This window comes from Streptomyces sp. NPDC001348 (assembly GCF_053597535.1).
Genome location: NZ_JBSFIK010000001.1, coordinates 166,458 through 188,376, shown reverse-complemented (window position 1 = coordinate 188,376; position 21,919 = coordinate 166,458). Strand labels below are relative to the sequence as shown.

At 71.1% G+C, this 21,919-nt stretch carries 19 protein-coding genes; 5 read left to right on the top strand and 14 right to left on the bottom strand.

Annotation, left to right across the window (positions count from 1 at the left end; genetic code table 11):
- Positions 1-182 precede the first annotated feature (182 nt).
- From ACWC21_RS00875 to ACWC21_RS00865, 3 genes are read right to left on the bottom strand one after another with little or no spacing between them, the layout of a single operon-like run.
- Positions 183-980 (bottom strand): TIGR03936 family radical SAM-associated protein, encoded by a 798-nt coding sequence (locus ACWC21_RS00875; protein ID WP_450876685.1) that lies wholly within the window; start codon positions 978-980, stop codon positions 183-185.
- Positions 981-1,026: 46 nt separating this feature from the next.
- Positions 1,027-2,016, bottom strand: a complete 990-nt coding sequence (locus tag ACWC21_RS00870) for a hypothetical protein (RefSeq protein ID WP_450876683.1) — start codon at positions 2,014-2,016, stop codon at positions 1,027-1,029.
- Positions 2,017-2,027: 11 nt separating this feature from the next.
- A complete protein-coding gene (locus ACWC21_RS00865) occupies positions 2,028-2,579 on the bottom strand; it encodes a hypothetical protein (protein ID WP_450876681.1) in 552 nt (183 codons plus the stop codon).
- 174 nt (positions 2,580-2,753) lie between these two features.
- Here ACWC21_RS00865 and ACWC21_RS00860 point away from each other — a divergent pair, with 174 nt between their 5' ends.
- Complete coding sequence (locus tag ACWC21_RS00860; RefSeq protein WP_450876679.1) at positions 2,754-3,158, top strand: hypothetical protein; 405 nt, start codon at positions 2,754-2,756, stop codon at positions 3,156-3,158.
- 16 nt (positions 3,159-3,174) lie between these two features.
- Here the strand turns inward: ACWC21_RS00860 and ACWC21_RS00855 are convergent, their stop codons facing one another.
- Entirely contained in the window at positions 3,175-5,814 is a 2,640-nt protein-coding gene (locus ACWC21_RS00855; RefSeq protein ID WP_450876677.1) for an amino acid permease, read from the bottom strand.
- 181 nt (positions 5,815-5,995) lie between these two features.
- Here ACWC21_RS00855 and ACWC21_RS00850 point away from each other — a divergent pair, with 181 nt between their 5' ends.
- The 4 genes from ACWC21_RS00850 (at position 5,996) to ACWC21_RS00835 (ending at position 10,071) form a co-directional block, all read left to right on the top strand.
- On the top strand, positions 5,996-7,309 hold the full coding sequence (locus ACWC21_RS00850) for a phosphatase PAP2 family protein (protein WP_450876675.1): 1,314 nt from the start codon (positions 5,996-5,998) through the stop codon (positions 7,307-7,309).
- 77 nt (positions 7,310-7,386) lie between these two features.
- A complete protein-coding gene (locus ACWC21_RS00845; RefSeq protein WP_450876673.1) occupies positions 7,387-8,235 on the top strand; it encodes a ribonuclease BN in 849 nt (282 codons plus the stop codon).
- A gap of 49 nt (positions 8,236-8,284) precedes the next feature.
- On the top strand, positions 8,285-8,749 hold the full coding sequence (locus ACWC21_RS00840; protein ID WP_450876671.1) for a DUF7144 family membrane protein: 465 nt from the start codon (positions 8,285-8,287) through the stop codon (positions 8,747-8,749).
- On the top strand, positions 8,746-10,071 hold the full coding sequence (locus ACWC21_RS00835; protein WP_450876669.1) for a diacylglycerol/lipid kinase family protein: 1,326 nt from the start codon (positions 8,746-8,748) through the stop codon (positions 10,069-10,071). The genes ACWC21_RS00840 and ACWC21_RS00835 overlap by 4 nt, the downstream gene beginning before the upstream one ends.
- Here ACWC21_RS00835 and ACWC21_RS00830 read toward each other — a convergent pair.
- The 10 genes from ACWC21_RS00830 to ACWC21_RS00785 form a co-directional block, all read right to left on the bottom strand.
- Positions 10,059-10,253, bottom strand: coding sequence for a hypothetical protein (locus ACWC21_RS00830; protein ID WP_450876667.1), 195 nt, complete (start codon positions 10,251-10,253; stop codon positions 10,059-10,061). The genes ACWC21_RS00835 and ACWC21_RS00830 overlap by 13 nt on opposite strands.
- Before the next feature lie 25 nt (positions 10,254-10,278).
- On the bottom strand, positions 10,279-12,234 hold the full coding sequence (locus ACWC21_RS00825) for a TIGR03960 family B12-binding radical SAM protein (protein WP_450876665.1): 1,956 nt from the start codon (positions 12,232-12,234) through the stop codon (positions 10,279-10,281).
- Between the two features lie 101 nt (positions 12,235-12,335).
- Entirely contained in the window at positions 12,336-13,862 is a 1,527-nt protein-coding gene (locus tag ACWC21_RS00820) for a CYTH and CHAD domain-containing protein (protein ID WP_450876663.1), read from the bottom strand.
- 37 nt (positions 13,863-13,899) lie between these two features.
- Positions 13,900-15,099, bottom strand: a complete 1,200-nt coding sequence (rodA, locus tag ACWC21_RS00815; RefSeq protein ID WP_450876661.1) for a rod shape-determining protein RodA — start codon at positions 15,097-15,099, stop codon at positions 13,900-13,902.
- Positions 15,096-17,345, bottom strand: coding sequence for a penicillin-binding protein 2 (gene mrdA, locus ACWC21_RS00810; RefSeq protein ID WP_450876659.1), 2,250 nt, complete (start codon positions 17,343-17,345; stop codon positions 15,096-15,098). The genes rodA and mrdA overlap by 4 nt, the downstream gene beginning before the upstream one ends.
- Before the next feature lie 104 nt (positions 17,346-17,449).
- A complete protein-coding gene (gene mreD, locus ACWC21_RS00805) occupies positions 17,450-18,127 on the bottom strand; it encodes a rod shape-determining protein MreD (RefSeq protein WP_450876657.1) in 678 nt (225 codons plus the stop codon).
- A gap of 14 nt (positions 18,128-18,141) precedes the next feature.
- On the bottom strand, positions 18,142-19,080 hold the full coding sequence (mreC, locus tag ACWC21_RS00800) for a rod shape-determining protein MreC (RefSeq protein ID WP_450876655.1): 939 nt from the start codon (positions 19,078-19,080) through the stop codon (positions 18,142-18,144).
- Positions 19,081-19,257: 177 nt separating this feature from the next.
- Complete coding sequence (locus tag ACWC21_RS00795; RefSeq protein WP_450877019.1) at positions 19,258-20,277, bottom strand: rod shape-determining protein; 1,020 nt, start codon at positions 20,275-20,277, stop codon at positions 19,258-19,260.
- 803 nt (positions 20,278-21,080) lie between these two features.
- A complete protein-coding gene (gene ndk, locus ACWC21_RS00790) occupies positions 21,081-21,494 on the bottom strand; it encodes a nucleoside-diphosphate kinase (protein WP_450876653.1) in 414 nt (137 codons plus the stop codon).
- 63 nt (positions 21,495-21,557) lie between these two features.
- Positions 21,558-21,917: a DUF4233 domain-containing protein gene (locus tag ACWC21_RS00785; protein WP_450876651.1), complete on the bottom strand. Its 360-nt coding sequence runs from the start codon at positions 21,915-21,917 to the stop codon at positions 21,558-21,560.
- Positions 21,918-21,919 lie beyond the last annotated feature (2 nt).

Below are 21,919 nucleotides of genomic sequence, written 5' to 3'. Positions count from 1 at the left end.
TCCACGGCTCGCGCGGTGCGCGGTGCCGCCGTCCGGGGCGCGGGCGCCACACGGGAGCTCTATTGTCCTGTCTCGCCGGTTCCGTATGCCTTGTCGCCTACGGCCTGGCGAAAGTCTTGTGGTCGGTGCGCTGCCCGACCCAGGTGGCTCCCGAGTACGAGGGCGGCGCTACGACGTCCGTCCTACGCGGAGCCTTCCGTCGCCGGCACCGTCGCGGTGGCAGCGGCAGCGGCCGTTGTGAGGGCCGCCGCTGCCTCGCGGTCGGGCGCGAGCGGGTCGGTCACCGTGCCGGTCTCTTCATCGAACAGCCCCTGCGCCAGCCTGGTCACCGCTACGGGGACCGGCGGCGCCAGGTCGGCCACGGCGCGGAGTCCGGACAGGACGTCGTCGGGTCGTACGGCAGGCGTCACGTGCCGAACAACCAGCCGCAGTATCGCACAGGGCTGGTCGCTGGGCCTATCAGCCTGCTGACTCTGTGTTGTCACTCTCTTCTGGCTCTCCAGGCGCGCGACCGCGGACCGGGCGTCGAAAGTGCGGACGCCGTTCTTGGTCGTGCGCTGGACCTCGACGGTGCCGGCCTCGTTGAAGGCCGCCACCGCCCGCTCGGCCTCGGCCGGGTCGACGCCGTCCAGCCTGAGCTCCCACACGGAAGCCGTCAGCCGGTCGGCGAGTCCCGACGTCCGCGCCTCGACCGCGTCGACGATGTCGAGCCCGGGGGGCAGCGACTCGTCGAGCAGGACGCGCAGCGTCCGCGGGTCACGGGGCGCGGCGAGCGCGATCTCCAAGTACTCCGCCTCACTGCCCGTACCGGTGGGTGCGGCATTGGCGTACGACACCTTCGGGTGCGGCGTGAACCCCGCCGAGTACGCCATCGGCACCTCGGCACGGCGCAGCGCACGCTCGAAGGCGCGCTGGAAGTCACGGTGGCTGGTGAACCGGAGGCGGCCGCGCTTGGTGTAGCGCAGTCGGATGCGCTGCACCGCGGGTGCGGGCGGCGGGCCTTCGGGCTGTCGCTTGCCCAGTGTCCTAGTCCTTCGTGAGAGCGGTGGTACTCCTACCAAGAGTACGTGCCCCGGCGGCCGTGGGTTCCCGCCGGGGCACCGGTTCCGGTCGCCGGGGCTCGCCGAAGAGCATGCGCCGCACGTCGGCGCGTGCCTGCCGGACGGTCTCCCGGGCGGCGGCCAGGGCCTGCCCGGTGGCCCGGCCCACGGCCCGCGCCGCCGCGGCGACGGGCCGCAGCAGCGCGTCCCGCAGGACGTGCCCGGCCGGGGTGAGGAGGGTCCGGTACACCCAGCGCGCCGGCTCCGCCAGGACCCACCGGAAGAGGGTCCCGACGACCCGTCCCACGGCGCGTGAGACATGCCCCGCGATCCGCCAGGCGTGGCCGAGCGCGGCCCCGATCTCCCGTCCGACGACGGCGAGGACCCGGCCGACCGGCGCGAGCACCCAGCGCCACAGGGCGAGGGCGGGCAGCACCAGCAGTACGCGCGCGATCCAGTGGAGCGCGGTACCGATCCCGGTGCCGGCCATCCGCAGCAGCCATGCCACGGCCTGCCCGACCGGCGCGAGCACCCAGCGCCACAGGGCGAGGGCGGGCAGCACCAGCAGTACGCGCGCGATCCAGTGGAGCGCGGTGCCGATCCCGGTGCCGGCCATCCGCAGCAGCCACGCCACGGCCTGCCCGACCGGCCTGAGCACCCACGTCACGGCGTGCCCGATCGGCGTGAGCACGCGCGCGTACAGCCACACCAGGGTTTGGCCCAGGGGGGTGAGGAGATACCGGTAGAGCCAACCCAGGGGTACCACGAACAGCGCGTACAGCAGCCAACCGATCGCCCTGCCGACCGGTGCGAGCCCGTACCGCCACAGGAACCGCCCGGTCGCCGCCAGCACGTCCCACACCATCCGCACCGGCACGACCAGCACGAGCACGACGATCCGCAGCGGGATCCGGAGCGCGACGACCAGGCAGCCCTCGACGCGCTCGGGCGGGGGCGCCGGCCTGTGGGGATCCATCTCCGCGGCCACTAGCCGACGACCCGGACGGGCGTTCCCTTGGTGGCGAAGTCCCACATCGCCTTGCCGTCCGCCGCACGCTCCCTTATGGCACCGGTGCGCAGACTCGGGTCGGGCGACGGGGAGGAGCCGTCGACGGCGTTGGAGAAGGCGTTGGCGGTCCCGAAGTACACGGCGTTCTCGATCTGCACGCCGTCACTGCCGGTTCCGGTCTCCCGCCGGAACGAGACGGCGTAGGCGCCCTTGGACGGCGTCACCGTCCCCGGCCAGACGGCGAACGTGCGCTGGGCCTTCCCGTCGGCCCCGACCAGCCACACCCGCTTCTGCCCCACGGAGTACACCACCCTGCGCCCGGTGCCGGAGCCGGCGGGCAGCTTGTGCTCCGGCGCCTTGGGCGCGGCGGAGTGGGAGGCCTTCGCACGGGGCTTCGCTGAGGCCCCGGCGGCCAGTCCCCCGTCCGGGATGTTCTTCCGCGCCTGCAAGGACAGTACGAACACCGCGGCCAGTGCCCCGACCAACAGCCCGGTTATCCAGGCGCCCGCGGGCACCTTACGCCTCGACACTGGACCAGTCTCCCCAAACGCCTTGTACGGACCTCCCCGACGTCGGCCCTTCGTGTCGGTAGATTATCCGTGCGGTACCCGAGGTCGGCCCCTGCACGATGTACTCGGGGTACTCGGGGACGTCTGAGTACTCGTGCTCTGGTCGGCGGCGGGGCGGCCCGGAACGCTGGGGCCATGCGACGAAGACTGCTGAAACCCCTTCTTCCCCTGCTGTGGCTCCTCGTGCTGGCCGGGACATCGGCGGCGGCGTGGGCCGCCTGGCTGGGCTGGGACCAGAAATACGACGAGCATCCCGATGGCACGGTGAGCGGCCCGTACCAGGCGTGGCAGGTGATCGGGCTGGTGCTGACCCTGCTGGCACCGGTGTGCTGGGCGGCGTACCGGCGCCACTTCGCGGGCACTGTGCTCGGCACCACGTTGGGCCTGACGGTCGCCGCCAACTACGACTGGTCGGACGACTCCACCGGCCAGTACGGGGTCGGCGTGGTCCTGATCATGATGGGCAGCCTCGCAGCGACCGCCGTCGTGTCCGCCGTGGCGGCCTCCATGGCCCGGGACGTGCAGCGGATCGGTGCCTGACGGCCGGGGTCCGGGCCTACGGGGCCTGGCCGTCCGCCGGCGCGAGGTCCTGCTCGGTCCAGATCGTCTTGCCGGTGGCGGTGTAGCGCGTGCCCCAGTGGCGCGTCATCTGGGCGATGATGAACAGGCCCCGGCCTCCCTCGTCGTCACTCGCGGCGTGCCGCAGGTTGGGCGTGGTGTGGCCGGTGTCGGAGACCTCGCAGATCAGGTTCCGGTCGCGGATGAGGCGTACCTGCACCGGGCCGCCGACGTAGCGGATGGCGTTGGTGACCAGTTCACTGACGATGAGCTCGCTGGTGAACGCCAGGTCGTCCAGCCCCCAGTCGCCGAGCTGCTTGCCGACCGCGGTGCGGATGCCGGCCACCGCCGCCGGGTCCGGGGGCAGTTCCCACTGGGTGAACTGGTTGCGGTCGAGCAGGCGGGTGCGGGCCACGAGCAGCGTCGCGTCCTCGTCCACCGGCCCGGGCAGCAGGGCGGCCACCGCCCGGTCGCACAGCTCCTCCAGGGACCTCCGGTCGTCGGCGAGGACCTGGGACAGCTTGGCGAGTCCGGCGTCGCGGCCGTCCGCGGACTGCAGGAGACCGTCCGTGCACAGGGCGACCAGGCTGCCCGGCGGGAGCTGGAGTTCCGTGCTCTGGTAGGGCACGCCGCCGATTCCCAGCGGCGGCCCGGGCGGCAGCCGCGGACAGTCGACGACGCCCGTGTGCGGTTCCACGACCGCCAGCGCCGGCTCCCCGGCCCGGGCCAGGCTGCAGCTCCCCGAGACCGGGTCGTACACCGCGTACAGACAGGCCACGCCCAGGGTCCGGTCGGCCCCCGGCCTCCGGTTGCCCGGGCCATGGCGGGCCCTGCGCTCCTGCGCGGTCTGCTCGAACAGGTCGTCCAGTCGGGACAGGACCTCGTCCGGGGTCAGGTCCAGCCGGGCGAGGACGCGCACGCCCGTACGCAGGCGTCCCATGGTGGCCGCCGCGCGCATGCCGTGGCCGAGCACGTCCCCGACGACGAGACCGACCCTGGTCCCCGACAGCGGGATGACGTCGTACCAGTCGCCGCCGACCCCGGACCCGCTGTCGGCGGGCAGATAACGGCTCGCCGAGTCGAGGGCGGTGTGCGGCGGCAGACCACGCGGGAGCATGCTCCGCTGCAGCTTGAGCGCCACGGTGTGGCCCCGGGTGACCACCGGCATCAGCAGCAGGCCCAGCAGCAGGGCGCCCAGGCCCACCACGGTGACGCCGCCGGTCGGTCCGACGAGCGGCAGGTCGACACTGGTCGCGCCGTATCCGGGGTCCGCGTAGACGAGGGCGGCGTACACGAACAGGCCCAGCATGAGCAGCCCGCCCAGCGCGGGCAGCACACCCTTGAAGACGAGGTCCTCGGTGCTGCGGGTGAGGACCCTGCGGTGGTACCGGACGCAGGCGAACCCGGTCAGCCCGTACTGGAAGGTGATCGCGAGGCCCACGGAGTCGATCGAGTCGGCCAGCACGTTCCCGCTGAAGGTGGTCAGCAGGACGAGGAAGGCGATGGAGACCGCTCCCATGCCGACGGTCGACCAGGTCGGGGTGAGGAACCTGCGGTGGACCCGGGCGAACCGGGCGGGCACGGCCTTGTGCACCGCCATGGAGAAGACGGTCCTGGCCAGCGGCAGGATGGTGGTCTGGGTGGAGGCCAGCGCCGAGGTCAGCACCATCAGGATCAGCAGGCTCGACAGCACGAAGCCCGTGCCGTGGCTGCCGAAGACGGCGTCGCCCAGTCCGGAGAACACGTCGTCGGAGTGGCTGGGGTTGCCCAGGCCGATGCCCGAGCGGCCGGCGCCGGCGAAGGCCTGCGCCGAGGTGGCCACCAGTGCGTACATGACCAGGAGCAGCACGGTGGACAGGACGGCGGCACGGCCCGGGATGCGTGTGCTGTCGACGGTCTCCTCGTTGATGGAGACGGCGGTGTCCCAGCCCCAGTAGATGAAGACGCCCGCCAGCAGGCCCGAGGTGAGGGCCTTCGCCGAGGACACCTCGAAGGGGTTGAACCAGGAGGCGGAGACATGGATCGCCGTCGGGGGCGGGTCGGTGTAGACCCTGACCAGCGCGGCCACGGCGAACAGGGCGAGCATCGCCACTTCCAGGCACAGCAGCCAGCGCTGGACTGCGGCCGAGAACTCGATGCCGACGTAGCAGACCGCGGTCATCACCGCGATCCAGACGATGCCCGCCACGGTGGTCCACAGCCGGTCCTCCGCCAGTCCGTCCAGGCCCACCAGCCGGAAGCTGTAGGTGCCGGCGATCTCGGCGAGGCTCGCCATGACGATGACGTTGGCGACGACGATGCCCCAGCCGCCCATCCAGCCGGTGCGCGGGCCGAAGGCGCGGGTCGCCCAGGTGAAGGTGGTCCCGCAGTCGGCGTTGCTCGCGTTGAGCTCCCGGAAGGCGTACGCGATCAGGAGCATCGGCACGAACGACAGCATGGTGACGATCGGGGCCTGCAGGCCGACCGCCGCCACGATGAGCCCCAGCGTCGCGGCGAGGCTGTAGGCGGGGGCGGTGGACGCCACCCCGATGACCACCGAGGAGAACATGCCGAGGGCGTCGTTCTTGAGCCCTTTGCGGCCGACCCCCGTCCCGGGGGCGGGGCGGCCGGCGGGCCCGGTGCCTCCGAAGTGCCTCACACTTGATTGCACCGCCGGGCAACTCCCCCCGCAACAGCGCGGGAGCCGCGGCCACGGCCACCGATTCGCCGAATCCGCCGGCGCCGCTCCGCTAACATGATCGAGCTCATGACGGACGTCTTCCTGACCCGTCCTCACATCTCAACAAACCAACACACAATTGATATCCATAGCGCCGCGGGTGTTTTCGCGAAGAAACTGCAGAATTGCGGCGGGCGCGGCAACCCTGGGATTCCTCATCGCGCTGGAATTCGCCGCGCGCCGCTACGGCCTGCCGGGGCCGCTCACCAACCAGGTGCAGGAGGTGATATTCCCGCCGAAATCGGGATTCCTGCTGTACGCCGGCCTGGCGCTGACGATGGTGGTACTGACCTGGCGGCAGCGGTTCGTCGCGGTCGCCGCCGCGATCGGCATCGACGTCGCCTTCGCGCTGGTCCGATGGGCGCTCGGCGTCGAGGTGACCGACGGCCACCCCTTCGGCAACGGCGCCCTGTGGGTGATGCTGGGCTGCGGGATCATCGCCGTCACGCGCCGCACCGGCCGGGAACGTGTCCTGCTGCTGAAGGGCGTCGGGCTGGGCCTGCTGCTGGTGGCCGGCCGCAAGACCGGTGACACCTGGCTGCTCGTCACGGCGAAGACCCGCCCGATGGTGCTCGACCAGTACCTCGCGACCGCCGATCACGCGCTGGGCAACCCGTCGTGGCTGGCAGGCCGGATCGTCAGGGCCGGCGGCCCGATCGGCGCCCATGTACTCGACGCCGTCTACATCCAGCTCGCGGTGGCCGCGGTCGTCGTCGCGCTCCACCAGCTGCGCCACGTGGCGGCCGAGCGCCGCTTCCCGCGCCACCACCTGGTGCGCACCTTCCTGGCCATCGGCCTCCTCGGACCGGCCATCTACATGATCTTCCCGGTGGTCGGCCCGGTCTTCGCCTACGGACCCGGCGCCTTCGGCACCGGCGGCACGCACTGGGCGGTGGCCGACCTGTGGCCGCACACGCCGCCGCCGGTGAGCACCCCGCACCCGATGCCGTTCGACGAACTCACCCCGCGCAACTGCATGCCCAGCCTGCACACGGCGTGGGCCACCGCGATATTCGTCCATTCCCGGAAGGGCCCCCGCGCACTGCGCTTCGCGGGCACGTTCTGGCTGGTCGCCACGCTCGGCGCGACACTGGGATTCGGCTACCACTACGGCGTGGATCTCGTCGCCGGAGTGGTGTTCGCGCTCACGGTCGAGGCTGCTCTGCGCTCACTCGACCACGGCTGGAACCGGTCGGGAATTCAGCTGGTCGCGCACGGTACGGCGGTCTTCGCCGCGCTCCTGCTGGCCTACCGGTACCTGCCGCTGAAAATGGCCGAACATCCATGGGCGTTCGGCCCTCTTCTCATTCTGGCGATGGCCTCGGTGATCGGGGGCTACATACGGACCACCAGACTGTGGGACCCGAAAACCGCACCGGCACTGCAACCGGAACCGCAACCCGAACCCGCCTGAGCCGGGCCCGTCCGCGCCCGGACGACGCCCCTGGGACCGACGCGACACCGCATGCCCGGCGCGGTTGACTGCCAGGTATGGGAAGGCGCGGGACACCACCCGGCAGGGGCCGCTCCGACGCCGTGCGCGGGACCGGGCCGGGGAACGCGTGGCAGGCGGCGGGCCGGCGCTTCGCGGCGAGCACGGCGGGACGGCTGTGGGGGCGTCTCAGCGTGGCGGACTTCTTCGGCCACTCGTTCCAGCTGGCCTCGCTCGCCTTCCTCTGTTTCTTCCCGTTCCTGATCCTCGTCACCACCGCGGTCGGCCAGGACGCCGCGCAGATCATGGCGGGATGGCTCGGACTGAACCAGCAGGCGGCCCAGGCCCTCGCCGGCCTCTTCAAGCCCAGTCCCGGCTCGGTCACCCTCACCCTGGTGAGCGCGCTCCTGCTGGTCGCCGGGGCGGTCGCCGTAGCCGGCACCCTCCAGGGCTGGTACCAGTTCCTCTTCGACGTTCCCGCACGGTGGGGGCGCGACCTCGTGGCCCGGCTCGCCTGGCTCACGACGCTGGTCGCCTACGGCGCGGCACAGGCCGGGACCGGCGCGGCACTCACCTCGCTCACCCTGAGGAGCCTGTCCGGCTTCGTCCTGGCGCTGCTCTTCTGGTGGGTGACCATGCGACTGCTGCTCACCGGAGCGGTCACCTGGCGCTTCCTCCTGCCCGCCGCCCTCGCCACCAGTGTCAGCTGGACGGGTCTCGGGCTGTTCTCCGCCCGCTTCTTCTCCGCGTCGATCGTGGCCAACGACCAGAAGTACGGCCCCGTGGGCGTCGTCATGGTCATCCTGTCGTGGCTGGTGGCGGTGGGCGTGGTCATCCATCTCGGCGCCGTCGTGGGCAACGAGTACGCCGGGCACCGCGCCGCCCGGTCCCTCACCCGCGCCGGGTGAGGCCGTCCCCTCCCTGCCATGCACAGGATGAACTCGGAAGGGAGTCGACATGACTGCTCCACAGACCGCCCCCGCACACGCGGCGAGGCGCCCCTGGGCCCAGGGCCTCATGCTCTTCGCCGCCGTCATACTGATGATCACAGGAGTGCTGGACATCCTGCGCGGCATCATGGGGATCGCCCAGGACCAGGTGTTCCTGGTCACCCAGGGCTACGTCTTCCGGTTCGACCTGACCGGCTGGGGCTGGGTCCACCTCGTCCTGGGAGCGCTCGCCGTGATCGTCAGCCTCGGGCTGTTCCAGTCGGCGCGCTGGGCGCGCTTCGTCGGCGTGGCCATCGCCGGACTCATCATCATCGCCCACTTCCTGTCCCTGCCGTACTCCCCGGTGTGGTCCACGCTGATGATCGCGCTGTCGGGGCTCGTCATCTGGGGCCTGTGCGTGGCACGCCCCGCGGACTCCTCCGGGGTCTCCGGAACCTCCGGGACCTACGGGGGAACGCCGCGGGAACAGTGAGCGCCGCTTCCCGCGGGTCGCCCGCCCTCTGGGCCCGCCTGGCGCTGCTCGCCCTGCTGGGCAGTGTCCTCGTACCGCTGGTCGCCGCCGGACTGACCAGCCTGCTCTGGCCCTTGATCGGTGTCGCGGGGCTGGCCCTTGCCGCTGCCGGGCTGTGGCTGGCCCTCGCGCACACCGGGATCGTCCGGGCGGTGGGAACCCTGCTCTCGGTGGCCGTGCCACTCGCGGTCCTCGCCCTGTTCGCCGCGAACGGGGTGCTGTGGGCCGTCGTCGTCTCGCTCGGCCTGTGGGCGCTGGCCGTCGCGGCCGCACGGACCGCCGTGACGCCCGGGGGTGCCGCCGCCCCGGCCGGCCGAGAGCACCGTACCGAGGCGCCGCGCCGTCCCTGGATCGTGATGAACCCGCTGTCCGGTGGCGGCAAGGTGGCCCGTTTCCACCTGGTGGAGAGGGCGCGGGCGGCGGGCGCGGAGGTGGTGCTGCTGGATCCGGCGCGACGCCAGGACGTGGCGGAGCTGGCCAGGCGGGCGGTGGACGACGGAGCCGATCTGCTGGGTGCGGCCGGCGGGGACGGCACGCAGGCCCTCGTGGCCGAGGTGGCCGCCGCGCACGACATGCCTTTCCTGGTGGTCCCGGCCGGCACCCGCAACCACTTCGCCCTGGACCTCGGCCTGGACCGCGACGATCCGGCGGCGGCCCTGGACGCCCTGACCGACGGCGTGGAACTCCGGGTCGACCTCGGGTTCGCCGCCGGCCGTGTGTTCGTCAACAACGCCTCGTTCGGCACCTACGCGTCCGTGGTCGCCGACCCCGCCTACCGGAACCGGAAACTGCGCACGGCCCTGCAGACGCTGCCCGAACTCCTGGGCGGCGACGAAGCGCCCGGTCTGGAGATGCGGGCCGGTGACACCCGCCTGCGCGGACTGCAGGCCGTACTGGTCAGCAACAACCCCTACCGGCGTGCCGGCGACACGGCCCGCCCCGGGCGCCGGGAGCGGCTGGACTCCGGACGGCTCGGCGTGCTGTGCGTCGGTGTCCACAGTGCCGCCCAGGCGGCGCGGACGGTACGCGGCGCACGCTCCCCGGACCTGCGGCGGCTGACCGCCCGGGAAGTGGTCGTGCAGGCGGACGGCCGTACCGTCCCGGCGGGCATCGACGGGGAACACGTCCTGCTCACGGCCCCGGTGCTGTGCCGCATCGCCCCCGGCGCCCTGCGGATCCGCGTGCCCCGGCACCGCCCCGGCACCCCGGCGAACAGACCACCCGCCGACTGGCCGCGCGTACTGCGGCTCGCTCTGGGCACGGGAGGCGGTCAGCGGGACTGAACGGGCCCGCCCGCCCACTCGGCGCCGGTGCGCGGGCGGTAGGCGGCGACGGCGGCCTCCACGGTGGGGAAGAAGCGCGGGTGAGTCCGTACCGCAGCCCGCTCGGAGCGGCCGCCGCCCTCCACCGCCGCCGCCCGCTGCGGCAGCGCACGGGGCCCGGTGGCTGCGGTTGGCTGCCTCAAGGCCCCGACCACAGCCTCGCTCACGTCAGTGCGTGTGCCCGCTCGGAGCGGCAGCCGCGTTCTTCACCGTCAGCGGCAGCAGCTTCTTGCCGGTCGGGCCGATCTGGATGGAGGTGTCCATGGCCGGGCACACCCCGCAGTCGAAGCACGGCGTCCAGCGGCAGTCCTCGACCTCGGTCTCGTCGAGGGCGTCCTGCCAGTCCTCCCAGAGCCAGTCCTTGTCCAGACCGGAGTCGAGGTGGTCCCAGGGGAGCACCTCCTCGTAGCCGCGCTCGCGGGTGGTGTACCAGTCGACGTCCACGCCGAAGGGGGCGAGGGCCTTGTCGGCGCAGGCCATCCAGCGGTCGTAACTGAAGTGCTCGCGCCAGCCGTCGAAGCGGCCGCCGTCGTCGTACACGGCGCGGATGACGGCGCCGATGCGGCGGTCACCGCGGGAGAGCAGGCCCTCGACGATGCCCGGCTTGCCGTCGTGGTAGCGGAAGCCGATGGAGCGGCCGTACTTCTTGTCGCCGCGGATCTTGTCCCGGAGCTTCTCGAGGCGGGCGTCCGTCTCCTCCGCCGAGAGCTGCGGGGCCCACTGGAAGGGGGTGTGGGGTTTGGGGACGAAGCCGCCGATGGAGACCGTGCAGCGGATGTCGTTGGACCTCGACACCTCGCGGCCCTTCTGGATGACGCGCGTGGCCATGTCGGCGATCTGCAGGACGTCCTCGTCGGTCTCGGTGGGCAGGCCGCACATGAAGTACAGCTTCACCTGGCGCCAGCCGTTGCCGTAGGCGGTGGCGACGGTCCTGATCAGGTCCTCTTCCGAGACCATCTTGTTGATGACCTTGCGGATGCGCTCCGAGCCGCCTTCGGGGGCGAACGTCAGGCCGGAGCGGCGGCCGTTGCGGGTCAGTTCGTTCGCCAGGTCGATGTTGAAGGCGTCCACGCGGGTGGAGGGCAGCGAGAGGCCGATCTTGTCGTCCTCGTAGCGGTCCGCCAGGCCCTTGGCGACGTCACCGATCTCCGAGTGGTCCGCGGAGGAGAGGGAGAGGAGGCCGACCTCCTCGAAGCCGGTCGCCTTCAGGCCCTTCTCCACCATCTCGCCGATGCCCGTGATGGAGCGCTCGCGCACCGGGCGGGTGATCATGCCCGCCTGGCAGAAGCGGCAGCCGCGGGTGCAGCCGCGGAAGATCTCCACCGACATGCGCTCGTGGACGGTCTCCGCGAGGGGGACCAGGGGCTGCTTGGGGTAAGGCCACTCGTCCAGGTCCATCACCGTGTGCTTGGAGACGCGCCACGGTACGCCGGACCTGTTGGGGACGACGCGGGCGATACGGCCGTCGGCGAGGTACTCGACGTCGTAGAAGGCCGGGATGTAGACCCCGCCGGTCTTCGCCAGGCGGAGGAGGACCTCGTCGCGGCCGCCGGGACGGCCCTCCGCCTTCCACTCCTTGATGATCCGCGTCATGTCGAGCACGGCCTGTTCGCCGTCGCCGATGACCGCGGCGTCGATGAAGTCGGCGATCGGCTCGGGGTTGAACGCCGCGTGGCCGCCGGCCAGCACGATCGGGTCGTCGACGGTGCGGTCCTTGGACTCCAGCGGGATGCCGGCCAGGTCGAGCGCCGTCAGCATGTTCGTGTAGCCCAGCTCCGTGGAGAAGGACAGGCCGAACACGTCGAAGGCCTTCACCGGGCGGTGGCTGTCCACCGTGAACTGCGGGACGCCGTGCTCCCGCATCAGCGCCTCCAGGTCCGGCCACACGCTGTAGGTGCGCTCGGCGAGGACGCCCTGCTGCTCGTTGAGGACCTCGTAGAGGATCATGACGCCCTGGTTGGGCAGGCCGACCTCGTACGCGTCCGGGTACATGAGCGCCCAGCGGACGTCGCACTCGTCCCAGTTCTTGACGGTGGAGTTGAGCTCTCCGCCGACGTACTGGATCGGCTTCTGCACATGCGGGAGCAGAGCCTCGAGCTGTGGGAAGACCGACTCGACAGACATCGCGGGGGTTACCTTCGTGAGCTGACCGGGGGCACCCCCGGCCGGAGGCTGGGGGAGAGTGATTGTCTAGCGTAACCCGGTCGGAGCCCTCCCCCGTACGCTCAGCCGGACACCCGGGACCTCGCCCTCTTCCAGGCACCCGGCAGCTCGGCCTCCACCGCCGCCGCCCGCTGCTCCTCCCGCCCGTACAGCAGCCCGTAGGTGAAGGCGGACTCCCCCGCCGCGTGTGCCACGGCGGACAGTTCGCGCAGGGTCCGGCGGGCCATGACGCTGTCCTGGTGGTCGCCGAGGAGCTGGGTCAGGGACTTCATCGACCTGGCCAGGGCGGCGGCCGGGTCGCCCAGGGCCGGGGTGGCCGCCTCGGCGGCGTAGCGGGTGCGCTTGGCCTTCTTGCGGGCCTCGTGCACGGCGACGTCGCGGTCCTGGCCGGGGGGTGTGTCGATCGCGAGCTCGACGAGCCCGGAGACCCGGCGGAACTCGTCGCGTACGGCCTTCGCGATCGCCTTGGACGGCTGCTTCCCGGCCGCCTTCCGCAGCGGGGGGTCGGCGAGCAGGGCGTCCAGGGCGTCGAGCAGCGCCATGTAACGGCCGGAGTCGAGGACGCCGACGAGGTGGGGCCGCGATCCGCCGCGCCGGCCCTCGGCCCAGGCGTGCAGCCGGTCGCCGACCGGGCCGGAGACCAGGGTGTCCGGCAGTCCGGCGAGATCGGCGGTCAGACGCTCGGCCAGCACCTCGCGGTCGCGGTCCACGCCCAGTTCGCCCGCCAGCCACTTCAGCTCCGCGCCGATCGGCTCGGTGACGGCCCGGTCGAACAGCGTCCGGTAGGCGCGCAGCGCGCTGCGGGCGCGGCGGGTGGCGACCCGCATCTGGTGGACGGAGTCCTCGACGTCCCTGCGTACGGCCGGGTCGAGCGCGACGATCGCCTCCCGCTGGGCGCGGAGGTAGGCGAGGACGTGGTCGCCGGCGGTGACGGGCGGGGCGGCCTGCCGCCGGCCCCGTCCCTTCTTCCCCGCCTTCCCCTTCTTGCTCTTCGGCGCGGTCTCGGCGAGCGCCCGGGCCAGTTTCGACGGTGACTCGGAGGGGCGTACGTCGGCCTTGCGCAGCCGCTTGTCGACCAGGTCGAGGAAGGCCGGGTCCGCGCCGTCGGCGAGTTCGACCTCGATCTCGGTCCACTGGGCGAGGCCGCCCGCGCCGGTGAGCCGCTCCGCCGTCACGGCGTCCACGCTGGCCTCGGCGAGCAGTCGGCCGTCGGTGTCGACGAGGTGGCGTACGTCGCGGACGGAGCGGAGCCGGACGACGGGGACCAGTTCGGCGTCGCGGACCCGGGAGCGGGCCAGGGCGGTGAGGTCGTCCGGGACGGTGTCGGACAGGGGCGCCCGGATCTCGTCGCGTACTCCGGGAGCGACCGGGAGTTTGAGGTGCCAGCCGGCGTCGGAGCCGCCGGTGCGGCGGCGCAGGGTGACACCGCCGGCGGCCAGGCGCTCGTCGGGCGTGTCGTAGTAGGTGGCGTCCAGCTCGACCACGCCCTTGTCCAGGACGGCCGTCACCCCGCCGACGCCGGTCAGGTCGGGCAGGCCGCTCTGGTGGGACTCGTACTTGCGCTCTGTCTCCCGCTTCACATCCGCCATGAACCGAATCTAGTCGCGATTCACCCCGATGGACTCCCTATGCGGACATCGGTCGCTGCACCCTGATCGACTGCAGGAGTCCCACCGCCACCCACACCGCGAACATCGACGAGCCGCCGTACGACACGAACGGCAGCGGCAGACCGGTGACCGGCATGATGCCGAGGGTCATGCCGATGTTCTCGAAGGCCTGGAAGGCGAACCAGGCCACGATCCCGGCGGCCACGATCGTGCCGTACAGCTCGGTCGTCTCGCGGGCGATGCGGCAGGCCCGCCAGAGGACCACACCCAGCAGGAGGATTATCAGTCCCGCCCCGACGAAGCCCAGTTCCTCCCCGGCGACGGTGAAGACGAAGTCGGTCTGCTGCTCGGGCACGAACTGGCCGGTGGTCTGCGAGCCGTGGAACAGGCCGGCGCCGGTCAGTCCGCCGGAGCCGATCGCGATGCGGGCCTGGTTGGTGTTGTAGCCGACGCCCGCGGGGTCGAGGTCGGGGTTGGCGAAGGCCGCGAAGCGGTTGATCTGGTACTCGTCCAGGATGTGCAGTTGCCAGACCGCGATCGCGCCGAGCGCGCCCGCGCCGATGAGGCCGAACACCCAGCGGTTGGAGGCGCCGGAGGCGAGCAGCACGCCCAGGATGATGATCACCATGACCATCACCGACCCGAGGTCGGGCATGAGCAGCACGATCATGATGGGTACGGCGGCCAGGCCCAGGGCCTGCAGGACCGTGCGGTGGTCGGGGTACTTCTTGTCGCCCGCGTCGACCCGGGCCGCGAGCAGCATCGCCATGCCGAGGATGATCGTGATCTTCACGAACTCCGAGGGCTGGAGCGAGAAGCCGCCGCCGAGCACGATCCAGGAGTGCGCGCCGTTGACGGTGGAGCCGAGCGGGGTGAGCACGAGCAGGATGCCGAAGACCGACAGCCCGTAGAGGATCGGCACGAAGTTGCGCAGGGCGCGGTGGCCGAGCCAGATGGTGCCGATCATCAGGGCGAGCCCGATGCCGGTGTTCATGAGGTGCCGGATCAGGAAGTAGTACGGGTCGCCCTGGTTGATCTCGGTGCGGTTGCGGGTCGCGGAGTAGACCAGCAGGGAGCCGAGCATCGACAGGGCGAGGGCCGCGAACAGCATCGGCCAGTCCAGTCGGCGGGTGATGGAGTCGCGGGCGAAGACGCGGGTCCAGCCGGCCCGCTCGGGGCCGTAGCCGGAGACGGAGAAGGTGTTGGCGCCGGTCATGCGGGCATCCTCCGGCTTCCCCTCTTCCGAGGCCTTCTGCGGGTGTTGCGGTTGCGGCTCCCGGGTGAGGCCGTGGTCGCGGCGGGCTGCGAGTCGCCCGGGGACGGGGAGCCGGACGGGGTGGCCTGGATGTCCTTGGCGGGGTCGCCGGAGACCTTGGGGGTGGCGATGGTGCCGTCGGTGCGGACCTTCGGCAGGCCCTTCTGGGGCTCGGGCAGCAGCGCCTTCTTCTTGTCGATCGAGCCGTCCGACTGGACGCCGTAGAGCGCGCTGTAGATGTTGCGCACGGCCTCACCGGAGGCGCCGGAACCCGTACCGGCCTGGGCGATGGTCATGATGACCGTGTAGTCCTTGGAGTAGGTGGCCAGCCAGGACGTGGTCTGCTTGCCGTAGACCTCCGCGGTACCGGTCTTGGCGTGCAGGGCGATCTTGTCCTGCGGCCAGCCGCCGAACTTCCAGGCGGCGGTACCTCGGGTGATGACGCCCGCGAAGGCCTCGTTCATGCCCTTGAGGGTGGCCTGGCTGACCGGCAGCTTCCCGGTCCTCTTCGGCTTGATCTCCTCGACGCGCTTGCCGTCGGCGCTGATGACCGCCTTGCCGATGGTCGGCTGGTACATGGTGCCGCCGTTGGCGACGGCGCCGTAGATCGCGGCCTCCTGGATCGGGGTGACGAGGGTGTCGCCCTGGCCGATGGAGTAGTTGATCTCGTCACCCTCGCGCATCTTGTTGCCCTCGAGGCAGTTCTCGTACGCGATCCGCTCCACGTACGAGCCGTTCTTCTTGCCGCTCTTGCACCAGGCGTCCTTGTTGGCCTTCCAGTAGTTCTGCTTCCACTGGCGGTCGGGGACGCGGCCGGTGACCTCGTTGGGCAGATCGACGCCGGTCTCCTTGCCGAGGCCGAACTGGTGGGCGGTCTTGAAGAAGTAGTCCTTGGGCTCGCCCTTCTTCGGGTTGATGCCGCCGTCCTTCTTCCATTCCCGGTCGGCGAGGCCGTAGAAGACGGTGTCGCAGGAGACCTCGAGGGCGCGGCCGAGCGAGATGTCGCCGAAGTTCTCGCCCTCGAAGTTCTTGAAGACCTGGCCGCCCACCGAGTACGAGCTGGTGCACGGGTAGCCGCCGTCCCAGGGGTAGCCGGCCTGGACCGCGGCGGCCGTGGAGACCACCTTGAAGGTCGAGCCGGGCGCGGCCTGACCCTGTATGGCCCTGTTGAGCAGCGGGTAGTCGGAGTTCTTGCCGGTCAGGGCCTTGTAGTTCTTGCCGGAGATGCCGCCGACCCAGACGTTGGGGTCGTAGGTCGGGGCGGATGCCATGGCGACGATCCGGCCGGTCTTGGCCTCCATCACGACGACGGCGCCGGAGTCGGCCTTGTAGTTCCTGCCGGTGATCTTGTCGTACTGCTGGCGGGCGACCTTCATGGCGTGGTCCAGCTCGTACTCGGCGACCCGCTGGACCCGGGAGTCGATGCTGGTGACGAGGTTGGCGCCGGGCTGGGCGGCGTCCGCCTGGGCCTTGCCGATGACCCGGCCGAGGTTGTCGACCTCGTAGCGGGTGACGCCGGCCTTGCCGCGCAGCGCCTTGTCGTACTGGCGCTCGAGGCCGCTGCGGCCGACCATGTCGGAACGCAGGTAGGGCGAGTCGGTGTTCTTGGCCTTCTGGATCTCGTCGTCGGTGACCGGCGAGAGGTAGCCGAGCACCTGCGCGGTGTTGGCCTTGCCGGGGGCCGGGTAGCGGCGCACGGCCTCGGGTTCGGCGGTGATGCCGGGGAAGTCCTCGGCACGCTCCCGGATCTGCAGGGCCTGCTTGGGGGTGGCCTTGTCGGTGATCGGGATCGGCTGGTACGGGGAGCCGTTCCAGCACGGCTGCGGGGTCTTGGCGTCGCACAGCCGCACCTTCAGCATGACCTCCTTGGGGTCCATGCCGAGGACCCCGGCCAGCTTGGTGAGGACCGCCTTGCCGTCGTCCTTCTGCTGCAGCAGGTCGGTGCGGGAGGCGGAGACCACCAGCCGGGTCTCGTTGTCGGCGATCGGCACACCGCGCGCGTCCAGGATCGAGCCGCGTACGGCGGGCTGGACGACCTGCTGGACGTGGTTGCCGGATGCTTCCTTCTGGTACTCGGCGCCCTCCCGGATCTGCAGGTACCACAGACGGCCGCCGAGGGTGCCGAGCAGGGAGAGGACGAGGATCTGGATCACGACGAGCCGGATCTGGACCCTCGGGGTCCGTCCGGTCTCGGGGATATTGGTCACTGCGGCTGCCTCCCCCTCTCAGTGTGTGGATGTGTCATATACGACGAAGCTGTGCGCGGGCGGGTGTGGACCCCGCGTCCGCGGGGCCGTCGGTTCTCCGGTGCTCACAGCCGCTTGACCCCCTTGATACGGCTCACGCGCGCGGTGCGGGTGCGGGTCCTCGCCTTGAGGGCGCCGAGTCCGCCGCGCTGGCTGCCGATGCGCAGCCCGGTGCCGGAGGAGAGCCAGCCGGAGGAGATGTCGGCGGCCTTGGTCGCGGAGGTGGTCTCCGCGAGGGGGTCGTTGTCGAGGCGGCGGGCCAGGGCGATGATCCCGGGGACGACGAACGGCGCGAGCAGCAGGTCGTACACGGCGGCCGTGATCAGCAGGCTGACCAGTCCGACATGGCGGGCGGCGGTGTCGCCGACGAGGGCACCGACCCCTGCGTACAGCAGCGTTGAGCCGATCGCGGCGGCGACCACGACGACCATCGGGCCGGTGGCCGACTTCAGGCGGCCGTTCTCCGGCTTGATGAGTCCGGCGAAGTAGCCGATGACGCACAGCACCAGTGCGTACCGGCCGGCGGCGTGGTCGGCGGGCGGGGCCAGGTCGGCGAGGAGCCCCGCGCCGAAGCCGATGAGGGCGCCGCCGACATGGCCGTACACGATCGCCAGGCCCAGCACGGTGAGCAGCAGCAGGTCGGGGACCGCGCCCGGGAGGTGCAGCCGGGCGAGGACACTGACCTGGACGACCAGGGCGACGACGACCAGCGCGGTGGAGAGCAGGATCCGGTTGAGGCGCATGGGACTTCTAGCTCCTACTGCTGCTGGTCGTTGGCGGTCGCGTCGGAGGACGGGGTGACCGTCACGGTCACCGTCGGCGTCGGGGTCGGCTTGGGCTTGGCCGGGAGAACCTCGTCGCGCGGGTCCTTCTTCGGGGCCTCCACGACCACGCCGACGATGTCGAGCTTGGTGAAGCCGACGAACGGGGTGACGGAGAGGGTGCGGGTCAGACCGCCGCCGGAGGGGTCGACGCGGGAGACGACACCCACCGGCACGCCGGGCACGAACGGCTTGTCGGACTGGGAGCCGAAGGTGACGAGCCGGTCGCCCTTCTTCACCTCCGCCTTGCCGTTGAGGAGTTCGACGCGCAGCGGGCGGTCGCCCTGCCCGGAGGCGAAGCCGAGTTCGTCGCTGCCTTCCATCCGGGTGCCGACGGTGAAGTCGGGGTCGTTGGCGAGCAGCACGGTGGAGGTGTTCGGGCCGACGGTGGTGACGCGCCCTACCAGGCCGTCCCCGTTGAGCACGGTCATGTCCCGCTTGATGCCGTCGTCGGCGCCGGCGTCGATGGTGATGGTCCAGGAGAAGCCCTGGGCCGACCCTATGGCGATGACCTGGGCGCCCTTGATGCCGTACTGGCCCTCGCCGGCGAGCTTCAGCATCTTGTCGAGCTGCTTGAGGCGGCTGCGGGTGCGGTCGTTGCTGCCGAGCTTCGCCTTGAGGGTCGCGTTCTCCTTCTCCAGCCGGGCGAGCCGGTCGTGCCGGTCACCGGAGTCACGGACCGCGGTGACGGCGTTGCCGACCGGGTCGACCACCGACGACACACCGTTCTCGATCGGGCCGAAGGCCGCGGCCGCGGCCTGCCGGGCGCCGTCGACCGGGGAGTTCTCGCCACCGCGGATGTCCACCGTGATCAGCGCGAACGCGATGGCGATCAGCAGCACCAGGAGCAGCCGGCTCTCTTTCGTGTCCCTCACGTGCGGCGGCCGTGCCCTTCCTCATTGGAATGCGACTGGGGATGCAACTTGCGGGATGAACTTGTGCGTGAACTTGTGGATGAACTTGTGCGATGCAACTTGTGGGAGCTTATGTCTCTATATCAACGATCCGCCGTACGAGAGGAGATCGTCTCGTACGGCGGAATCATGAGTCGCTCATCGGCGCGGCTGGGCGTCGAGCACCTGCTGGAGCGCCTCGAACTCCTCGACGCACTTGCCGGAGCCGAGCGCCACGCTGTCCAGCGGGTCCTCGGCGATGTGGATGGGCATACCGGTCTCCCGGCGCAGCCGCTCGTCGAGTCCGCGCAGCAGGGCGCCGCCGCCGGTGAGGACGATCCCGCGGTCCATGATGTCGCCGGACAGTTCCGGCGGGCACTTGTCCAGGGTCGTCTTGACGGCGTCGACGATCGCGTTGACGGGCTCCTCGATCGCCTTGCGCACTTCGGACGCGGAGATGACGACGGTCTTCGGCAGCCCGGAGACGAGGTCCCGGCCGCGGATCTCGGTGTGCTCGTCGTCCTCGAGTTCGTACGCCGAGCCGATCGTGATCTTGATCTGTTCGGCCGTCCGCTCACCCAGCAGAAGGCTGTACTCCTTCTTGATGTGCTGGATGATCGCGTTGTCCAGTTCGTCGCCGGCGACGCGGATGGACTGGGCGGTGACGATGCCGCCGAGCGAGATGACCGCGACCTCCGTGGTGCCGCCGCCGATGTCCACCACCATGTTGCCGGTGGCCTCGTGGACCGGCAGGCCGGAGCCGATGGCGGCGGCCATGGGCTCCTCGATGATGTGCACCTGGCGGGCGCCCGCCTGGGACGACGCCTCGATCACGGCGCGGCGCTCGACGCCGGTGATGCCGGAGGGCACACAGACGACGACACGCGGCCGCGCGAGATACCTCCGCTTGTGGATCTTCAGGATGAAGTAGCGGAGCATCCGCTCGGTGATCTCGAAGTCGGCGATGACGCCGTCCTTCAGCGGCCGCACGGCGACGATGTTGCCGGGGGTCCGGCCGATCATCTTCTTTGCTTCCGCGCCGACCGCGAGGATGCCACCGGTGTTGGTGTTGATCGCGACGACGGACGGCTCGTTGAGTACGATTCCGCGACCCCTGACGTACACCAGCGTGTTGGCGGTCCCGAGGTCGACAGCCATGTCACGGCCGATGAACGACATTGAGTTCCCCATCAGGATTCGTCTGGCCTTCCCACGAGCTTTTGAGGGCTTTTCAGGTCGGCGAGGTGGGTGCTGTGACGTGAAGGCTTCCATCGTAAACGCGCCTGCACGAACACTGCGCGAGGGTCTTCGCCATTGTCAGCAGATGGGCGAGCGCCTCGCTTGTGGAGACGGCCCAACGGGGGCAGTCGTTCCCCCAATCGGCGCGCATATGCCAATCGGCGGCCGAAAAGGTGCGGCCGCCGCAGCTCAGCCGACGATTCCAGGTGACGAACCCTCAGAAAATTCCTTGGAAAACTCACCTTCGGAGCCGAGCGGCCGGCCGTGGCCCGACCACCCGAATGCGGGCACGGGCGGGCGGCGGCACACAACCCCGCCGGGCGCAACACGACCGGCGCGGCCCCGCCCGGGGCGGTAGCACCCGGGCCGGGCGGCGCGGCCCGGGGCGGTAGCACCCGGCCGGGCGGCGCGGCGCATGCGTTCGGCGACCGGAGGCGGTGGAGGGGCACAGGCACGGCCGGGCGCGGCCACGGCGTACGAGCGCCCACGCCCGCCACCCCGGGTGACAGGAACCAGCCGGACGCGGAACCGGTGACGCGGGCAGCGCCCGGGCCCGAGCGGGCAGTCGTGGCGCGTGCGGCGGCGCGACTCTCCGTCCGGCGGCCGGTGGCTCCCGCCCCTGCCCCGCGCTCACGCCCGGGCACACACCGGCACGGCCGCCGATGACCCGGTCGTCCTCGGGCATGCCGGCCGTCCGCTCGGGGTCGGGCCGACCGCTCACCCCGCGCGGCCCCCGGCAGGGATTACGCGTGGCCCGGGAAGAAGATCTTCACCTCGCGGGCGGCGGACTCCTCGGAGTCCGAGGCGTGGATCAGGTTCTCGCGGACGATGACGCCGTAGTCGCCGCGGATGGAGCCGGGGGGCGCGGCGATCGGGTCCGTCGGGCCGGCCAGGGCGCGCACGCCCTCGATGACCCGCTCACCCTCGACGATCATTGCGACGACCGGGCCGGAGGCCATGAACTCCACGAGCGGCTCGTAGAAGGGCTTGCCCTTGTGCTCGCCGTAGTGCTGCTCCAGCGTCTCCTGGTCCAGCGTGCGCAGCTCCAGCGCGGTGATCTGCCAGCCGGCCTTGCGCTCGATACGGCCGATGATCTCGCCGGTCAGGCCGCGACGGACGGCGTCGGGCTTGAGCAGGACGAGGGTGCGCTGGGTCACTGGGGGCTCCTTCTTACTGACGTGTGCGGTGGCACGAGATTACAAGGTCGCGCTCCGCGCTTGTTACGCAGCGTCAGCTGGGGTGGAGCTCTCCGCCTGCGCCGCGAATCTCGCCTTCGCCTCGTCCACCTTCCGCCCGAAATGCACCGACGCCCACCACAGCGCCGCGAACACGACGCCGAGGATGAACATCATCGGGACGTAGAACCCGGAGGCGACCAGCGCGATCTGCAGGGCCCAGCCGAGGGCCACACCGCCGGGCCGGGTCACCATGCCGCACAGTGCCACGCTCAGGAACATGGCGATGCCGCAGACCGTCCACACGGTCGCCGTCGACAGGTCCTGGTCCTTCATGGCCACCAGCCCCGCGAAGCCGATGATGAAGAACTCGCCGATCAGGGTCGACGAACAGAGCGTACGCATGG

Excerpts from the sequence above, each read along its gene's own strand:
- ACWC21_RS00860 (WP_450876679.1), top strand. The coding sequence starts at position 2,754 with ATGCGACGAAGACTGCTGAAACCCCTTCTTCCCCTGCTGTGGCTCCTC.
- ACWC21_RS00795 (WP_450877019.1), bottom strand. The coding sequence starts at position 20,277 with ATGTCGTTCATCGGCCGTGACATGGCTGTCGACCTCGGGACCGCCAAC.
- ACWC21_RS00820 (WP_450876663.1), bottom strand. The coding sequence starts at position 13,862 with ATGGCGGATGTGAAGCGGGAGACAGAGCGCAAGTACGAGTCCCACCAG.
- mreD (WP_450876657.1), bottom strand. The coding sequence starts at position 18,127 with ATGCGCCTCAACCGGATCCTGCTCTCCACCGCGCTGGTCGTCGTCGCC.
- ACWC21_RS00825 (WP_450876665.1), bottom strand. The coding sequence starts at position 12,234 with ATGTCTGTCGAGTCGGTCTTCCCACAGCTCGAGGCTCTGCTCCCGCAT.
- ACWC21_RS00870 (WP_450876683.1), bottom strand. The coding sequence starts at position 2,016 with ATGGATCCCCACAGGCCGGCGCCCCCGCCCGAGCGCGTCGAGGGCTGC.
- rodA (WP_450876661.1), bottom strand. The coding sequence starts at position 15,099 with ATGACCGGCGCCAACACCTTCTCCGTCTCCGGCTACGGCCCCGAGCGG.
- ACWC21_RS00845 (WP_450876673.1), top strand. The coding sequence starts at position 7,387 with ATGGGAAGGCGCGGGACACCACCCGGCAGGGGCCGCTCCGACGCCGTG.
- ACWC21_RS00785 (WP_450876651.1), bottom strand. The coding sequence starts at position 21,917 with ATGCGTACGCTCTGTTCGTCGACCCTGATCGGCGAGTTCTTCATCATC.
- ACWC21_RS00840 (WP_450876671.1), top strand. The coding sequence starts at position 8,285 with ATGACTGCTCCACAGACCGCCCCCGCACACGCGGCGAGGCGCCCCTGG.